This window comes from Sphingomonas echinoides ATCC 14820, from assembly GCF_000241465.1.
Classification (GTDB): Bacteria; Pseudomonadota; Alphaproteobacteria; order Sphingomonadales; family Sphingomonadaceae; genus Sphingomonas; species Sphingomonas echinoides.
On the sequence record NZ_JH584235.1, the window covers coordinates 2,720,563 to 2,727,211 of the forward strand.

Annotated in this window: 6 protein-coding genes; 4 read left to right on the plus strand and 2 right to left on the minus strand. The window is 66.1% G+C overall.

The genetic code is table 11. The features are described from left to right. Positions 1-114: 114 nt before the first annotated feature. The 3 genes from ON00_RS12880 to ON00_RS12890 all read left to right on the plus strand — a co-directional run bounded on the left by ON00_RS12880 (position 115) and on the right by ON00_RS12890 (position 4,185). A complete protein-coding gene (locus tag ON00_RS12880) occupies positions 115-1,158 on the plus strand; it encodes a DUF4167 domain-containing protein (RefSeq protein ID WP_010406334.1) in 1,044 nt (347 codons plus the stop codon). A 91-nt stretch (positions 1,159-1,249) separates the two neighbouring features. After that, positions 1,250-2,665 (plus strand): DUF4139 domain-containing protein, encoded by a 1,416-nt coding sequence (locus tag ON00_RS12885; protein ID WP_010406337.1) that lies wholly within the window; start codon positions 1,250-1,252, stop codon positions 2,663-2,665. Then, entirely contained in the window at positions 2,599-4,185 is a 1,587-nt protein-coding gene (locus ON00_RS12890; RefSeq protein WP_010406339.1) for a DUF4139 domain-containing protein, read from the plus strand. Before ON00_RS12885 ends, ON00_RS12890 begins: the two co-directional genes overlap by 67 nt. Positions 4,186-4,306: 121 nt before the next feature. Here ON00_RS12890 and ON00_RS12895 read toward each other — a convergent pair whose 3' ends face one another. Next, complete coding sequence (locus ON00_RS12895) at positions 4,307-4,582, minus strand: hypothetical protein (protein WP_010406341.1); 276 nt, start codon at positions 4,580-4,582, stop codon at positions 4,307-4,309. Positions 4,583-4,660: 78 nt separating this feature from the next. Between ON00_RS12895 and ON00_RS12900 the strand changes: the two genes are divergently transcribed. Continuing rightward, a complete protein-coding gene (locus ON00_RS12900; protein ID WP_010406343.1) occupies positions 4,661-5,089 on the plus strand; it encodes a CBS domain-containing protein in 429 nt (142 codons plus the stop codon). Here the strand turns inward: ON00_RS12900 and ON00_RS12905 are convergent. Beyond that, the gene (locus ON00_RS12905; RefSeq protein WP_010406344.1) at positions 5,086-6,579 is read right to left on the minus strand and encodes a lipopolysaccharide biosynthesis protein; all 1,494 of its coding nucleotides are present in this window, start codon (positions 6,577-6,579) and stop codon (positions 5,086-5,088) included. The two genes, ON00_RS12900 and ON00_RS12905, sit on opposite strands and share 4 nt — an antisense overlap. Between the last annotated feature and the right edge of the window lie 70 nt (positions 6,580-6,649).

Below are 6,649 nucleotides of genomic sequence, written 5' to 3' on the forward strand. Positions count from 1 at the left end.
CGGCGACCGTGGCGGGCGCGCGTTGCCGATGGTCGGCGGCGGTGCCGGGGGCATTTGCATCCAGATTTGTTGGAGCACGGCCGGGTTGGTTTCCAAGCACAGGACAACAAGAACTTGATCAATAATCGTCAGGCCGGCCGCCGTCGCGGCCGTGGCGGGCAGCAGCAGCGCTCGTCGGGTGGCAATCCGGGTCGTCAGGACACCGGCAATCGCATCGACAATCGCGCGCGCGGCAATGCCGCCCAATTGCTCGAGAAATATAAGACGCTCGCGCGTGACGCGCAGATGCAGGGTGACCGCGTCAACGTCGAATATTATCTGCAATTTGCCGATCATTACTTCCGCGTGCTGGCCGAGACCCGCGCGCGCTTTGAGGAAAATGGCGGCGCACCATCGACCCGCCGCATCCAGGGCGCGACGCTCGATGAAGACGAGCCCGATTATGAAGATGAGGGCGAGCGCGTTCAGGAGCAGCCGCGCGGCGACCAGCCGCGTGGCGGCCAGAACGGCAACGGCCAGCAAAATGGCTATCGTCAGGACGGCAACCGCCAGGATGGGCGTCAGGATGGGCGTCAGGACGGCAATCGTTCGTACAACCAGAATGGTGGCCATCCGCAAAACGGCAACCAGAATGCCGCGCCGCAGAATGGCGCAGCCGAAGCGCGTGGTGCAAGCCAGGGCTATGACGATCGCGGACGGGGCCGGGCGAACGGCAACGGGCAAGCCAGCGAAGTCGGTGAAGGCGGTTATGAACGGCAGGCCGACGCGCCGCGCGAAGCGCGCGGTGAGCGCCGTCCGCGTGGCGATCGCTATGAGCGGCAAGACCGCGTAGCGCGGACCCCCGAGGCGAGCGACGCTGCGGTGCCGACGGAAACGGTTGTGCCGTTTGAAGGTGCGCCTGCCGTTGAAGGCGTGGTGGCGGTCGAGCCGGTCGCCGAGGCACCGCGCCGCGGCCGGGGCCGTCCGCGGCGCGAGCCCGTTGCGGTTGCCGCGGTGAAAGACGCTGGCGAGGATAGCGGCTTCACCGCCGATCGCCTGCCGCCGTCGCTCAACGTCTCCGCCGTCGTCGAGTCCGACAGCGAGGGCGAAGTGATCGAGAAGCCGCGCCGCCGTCGCGGTCGCCCACCCGGCAGCACGGCGAGCACGCCAAGCGAGTAACCGGCGGCTCCTTCTCGCGGGCCTGACGATGGGATTGTAACATCATTGTTATATCCATAGCCTAGGCCCGCGATAACGGGAGAGCGATGACATGCGCATGTGGCTGGCGACGACGATGCTCTGCCTGCCCGGCGTGGCGACCGCGCAAAGCGTCGCCCCCGACCTGGTCGCGAGCAGCGCGCAGGGGGACCTGTCAGTCACCATCTACAATAATAATCTCGCGCTGATCCAGGATACCCGCCAATTGGCCCTGCCGCGCGGTCGATCGCGGCAGGAGTTCGCCGACGTCTCGGCGCAGATCCGCCCTGAGACGGTGACGCTCACCGCCGCCGGGGCCGGGATTGTCGAGCAGAATTTCGATTACGACCTTCTCTCGCCCGAAACCTTGATGAACAAATCGGTCGGCCAAAGCGTGACGCTGGTGCGCACCAACCCGGCGACTGGCGCCGAGACGCGCGAGGCGGCCCGCGTGCTCGCCAATAATGGCGGCACGATCGTCCAGGTCGGCAACCGCATCGAGATCCTCGACAGCAATGCTGGCCGTGTGGTGTTCCCGTCGCTTCCCGCCAATTTGCGCGCGCGGCCGACCTTGTCGGTGACGCTCGACAGCGCGAACGCAGGCACGCGCCCGGCGACACTCAACTATCTGTCGCGCGGGCTGGGGTGGAAGGCCGACTATGTCGCCTTGTTCGATGAGAAAGCCGGCAAGCTCGACGTGCAGGGCTGGGTCACGCTGACCAACACCACCGGCACCACCTTCAACGCCGCGAAGACGCTGCTGGTCGCGGGGGCGGTCGGCACGGTCGACGGCGGCAATCGTCCGCGCTTTTACGGTGGGCGTGGCACGCCCGGCCCACGCGGCAACCAGCCCGGCACCGAGGCGGCGCGCCGTGAGCAACTTGGCGACTTCTATCTCTATCCACTGGCTGAGCGCACCACGATCGCCAATGCACAGACCAAGCAAGTCAGCTTCCTCGACGTGGCCGGGGCACCGGCGGCCAAAACCTATTTCTATCGCAGCCCCTGGCTGCAAAAGCTGGACGAGGCGGTCAGCGTTGACACGGTGCTGAGGTTCAGTTCGTCGCGCGAGGGCGGCCTCGGCGATGCGCTGCCCGCTGGCACGGTGCGCGTCTATATGCGCGATGCGCGCGGTGCGCCGCAATTCATCGGCGAAAGCGAAATCCCGCACACGCCGATGGGATCGAAGCTCGCGCTCAAGACCGGCGAAGCGTTCGATGTGAAGATCCTGCCCGTGGTCGAAAAGCGCGAGCGGATTTCGGGTGAACGCTGGCGCACGACGATGCGCTATACCCTCACCAATGCGCGCGCGCAGGGCGTGACAGTGGAACTCGCCCAGGCCGGTCTTGATGGCTGGTGGCACGACACCAAGATCACCGACGAAAGCCAGCCGAGCACGCGCGTCGATGCCGATGAGGCGGTGTGGCAAGTCGCCATCCCCGCCAACGGAACGGCGAGCGTCACCGCGACCTTCGACACGCGGTTCTGATCGCGGTGCGGCGCGTGCTGCGCTGGATGGTGGCACTGCTGGTCGGCGCGCTGGCGAGCGCGGCGACCGCGCAGACGGTGTCGCCCGCGCCCGACCGCGTTGCCGTGACGATCTACCGTGCCCCCCGGCGTGCGCCCGATCAGGCGATCGATCGCGCCTGGCTGCAAGGCTATGCGCTGATCACCGAACAGCGCCGCGTGACCATCCCGGCGGGGCGGACGACGCTGCGCTTTGAAGGTGTGGCGGCGGGGATTCTGCCCGAAAGCGCGATCGTCACAGGCCTGCCGCACGGCGTGCGCGAGAAAAATCTCGATGCCGATCTGCTCTCGCCGCGCAGCCTTTACGCGGGCAGCTTTGGCCGTCCGGTGACGATCCGGCGGACGATCGCCAAGCGCATCGTCGAGGAGGAAGCGATCCTCCGTTCGGGGCCGGATGGTGCTGCGATCCTGCAGACGCGCGACGGCTTCATCGCCGCCGATTGCGCGCCATCGCAGGATGCGCTGGTCTATAACCGCGTGCCCCCTACGCTTGCTGCCAAGCTAACGCTGTCGGTCGAGCTCGATTCGCCCGCCGCAGCGAGCGTCACCGTGACGCTGTCCTATCTCGCCTGGGGGTTTGACTGGCAGGCCAATTATGTCGCGACGCTGCGCCCCGATGGCCAAAGCGCCGATCTGCTCGCGTGGGTGACGCTGGCCAGCAGCGACACCACCAGCTTCGCTAATGCCGAGACGATGGTGGTGGCGGGCGCGGTGAAGCGGGAGGACAGCGCCCCCAATCCGGCGTGGAATGTCCCCGACGAATCGCTCACCTTCCGCTGTTTTGCGCAGCCGATCGTCGCCGCACCGGCGATGGTGTTTGCGCCGCCGCCGCCTGCACCAGCACCAGCACCGATGGAGATGGACGTCGTCGTCACGGGCACCCGCTTACGGCGCGCGATGGTCCAGCAGGAAGATCTCGGCGACCTGAAACTTTACCGCGTGCCCGATCGCACCACCGTCGCCGCGCTCGCGCAAAAGCAGGTGGCCTTGCTCGATCGCGCGGCTGTGCCGGTCAGCATCGTCTATGTCTCGACGGTCGACAGCAATGGCGATGCCGACGCGCCCCGGATAACGTTGCGCCTGCGCAACCGGACCGATCAGGGGCTGGGCGTGCCGCTTCCTGCGGGCCCGGTCGCCTTGTTCCAGCCGCGCGGCGACACCGCGCTGTTGATCGGCGAGGGCGCGATTGCCGACAAGGCGGTGGGCGAAGAGGTCGAAGCCGGCGTCGCCGAGGCCACGCAAGTGACGATCGAAAGCACCAATCCTGAAAGCGGGAAAGGTTGGGAAGCATATCGCCTGACCGCACGCAACGCCAATCCCTATCCCGTCCGCTTCGAGGCGCGCTTTGCGGGCGAGGATCTGCCGCGCATGGCGCGCATGACCGAGACGCTGACGCGCAAGGATGGCAAAGCGGTGTGGTCGGTGGAGATCCCCGCCAATGGCAGCCGCAGCTTCAGCTATCGCATCAAGGATCGCGATTAGAATCGGGTGATCTTTCACCAGCTCCGTTCGTTTCGAGCGAAGTCGAGAAACCAGGCACAGCGCTTGCGGCTGTTTCTCGACTTCGCTCGAAACGAACGGGTCGAGGTAAGCCCCATCGCGCTCAATCCCGCCGATCGACCGATTCATCATGGCCCGAACCCGAGCTGAGGAAGATCAGCCCCATCAGCACCGCGCTCAGCATGATCGATCCGCCCGCGCCGCCGATCACCGCGAGGATCGCGACCCACCCCATCGGGCCATAAACATGCTGCAGCACCACGATCGCCGCGACGATGAACACCGCCGCCAGCACCGCCATCCAGCCGAGGATGCGGCGAAAGCGTGTCCAGGCGAAGGCCGCGTAATCGGGATCATCAAGGCCGGGCGGAATCGTCATTGCTTCCCATAGAGCGCGAAACGTGAAATCCTCAAGCGCCTGAGAGACTCGAATGACGAGCGCAGTAGGAGAGAGCCGATGACGATCGCAGCAATCCTGGGCAATAAGGGCCGTGAGGTCATTTCGATCACCGCGCAGCACAGCGTTGGCGACGCGGTGGCGGTGCTGGCGACGCGCCGCGTCGGCGCGGTGCCGGTGATGGAGGGCAACCGCGTCGTCGGCATCTTTTCCGAACGCGACGTGATTCATGCGATCCACGCTTATGGCGCAGACGCGATGGCGCGCAGCGTCGGCGATACGATGACCGCGCCGCCGATCACCGTGACGCCGGGCGAGGCGGTGATCGGTGCGCTATCGCTGATGACGCGGCGGCGAATCCGCCATTTGCCCGTGGTCGAGGGGGATAGGGTGATCGGCTTCGTCTCGATCGGCGATCTCGTCAAATATCGCATCGACCGGATCGAGGCCGATGCCGAGGCGATGCGCAGCTACATTCAGTCGGCTTAGGCGGGCGCGAGCGGCGCGGGCTGCTTGCGCACCACCGCGATCATTTCGCGCACCACGCCGCGCGCAAACAGCGCGAGCCAGCCACCATAGACGCCCGCGCCGACCGCCACCAACAGCGCAAGGCGCGGGAAGGGATGCATCGCGGGCAAGGCATCGTCGACCAGCGTCACCGCCAATGCCATCGCCAGCGCCGCGAGCAACGCGGGCGTGATGGCATCGGCGATCGCGCGCGGAGAGGCCCCGATCACCGGCAGCGATCGCCACAGGCTGATGCCAAGATAGACCGGATAGCCACAGATCCACGCGGTGGCGAGGCCGGTCGCCCCCCAATGCACGCCGATCAGAAACGCGATGGTCAGCACCAGCGCGCCGCCCGCGCCGTTGCGCGCACCGATCCCCGGCCGTCCGCACGCGTCGCACGCTGGCTGCAACAACACCTGCAGCGTCATGAACGGCATGGCCAGCGCCAGCAAATGCACGACGGGCGCGGCCTCGCGCCACTTTTCGCCGAGCACAGTCAGCACCAGCGGCTCGGCGGTGGCGGCCAGGCCGAAATAGAAAGGGAGGGCTGCGAGCATGATGATCCGCACCGATCGCGCAAAAGCGGCGGCGACCAAAGCGCGATCATGCTGGATCCGCGCATAGGCCGAAAAGGCGACTTCGTTCAGCGGTGGCACGAATTTCGATACGAACACCTGGGTCAGGAACAGGCTCTCGGTGTAGATGCCGAGCGTGTGCGGGGTGAAATGCCGCCCGGCTATGAACACGTCGGCCTGGCTTTGCGCGAACCAGAAGAGCTGGCCGACCGCCATCACCCCACCATAGCGCGCCAGCGTGCCCGCGCCGCGGAAATCGAAGCTCGGCCATACCAGCGATTTGGCGACGATCGTCATGCCGATCGCGCGGACGCTGAACAAAACCAGTGGGGCCAGCACGAGGGTCCACACGCCCAATCCCGCGAGCGCACCGCCAAGCGCCGCGCTGGCACTGGCAATCGATGCAAGAATGTTCACCCGCGCCTGCAGCTTGAATTCCAGCGTGCGTGACAGCAGCGCGTAGGGCAGCGCAATGAACGGGGTGGTCAGATAGAGCAGCGCCTGGACCTGCAGCAGGTGCGCGACGATCGGCTGGCGATAATATGCCGCGGCGGCGGGCGCGAGCAGGAACACCTGCGCCGCAGCAAGCACGCCGTTGAGCAGCAGCAACATGCCGAACAATTGGCGGACGTCGCGCGCGGTGATCTCGGCTTTCTGGATCAACCCGCTCGCGAGCCCATAGCCGTTGAGCATGTTGAGAAAGACGAGGACCACCCCGGTCATCGCAAACAGGCCATAATCGTGCGGGTCGAGGATCCGAATCACGAGAAAGGTGGAGGCCCATTGCACGATCTGGGCGAGAATCTGGCTGCCCGACCGCCAGATCACGGCGCTACGCACCTGATTCGACAGCGATTCGGCCGGGGGATTCGAAGATTCGGCAAGGGCGTCCATTCCGAAGCCCTTATCCCGGAAGCCGTTAAGGACCGCTAAACCCGCAGATTTCCGGGGTTTTCGCGGGCAG

Bases quoted from the DNA above. Each gene is read 5' to 3' on its own strand.
- ON00_RS12905 (WP_010406344.1), bottom strand. From the start codon at position 6,579: ATGGACGCCCTTGCCGAATCTTCGAATCCCCCGGCCGAATCGCTGTCG.
- ON00_RS12900 (WP_010406343.1), top strand. From the start codon at position 4,661: ATGACGATCGCAGCAATCCTGGGCAATAAGGGCCGTGAGGTCATTTCG.
- ON00_RS12895 (WP_010406341.1), bottom strand. From the start codon at position 4,582: ATGACGATTCCGCCCGGCCTTGATGATCCCGATTACGCGGCCTTCGCC.
- ON00_RS12885 (WP_010406337.1), top strand. From the start codon at position 1,250: ATGCGCATGTGGCTGGCGACGACGATGCTCTGCCTGCCCGGCGTGGCG.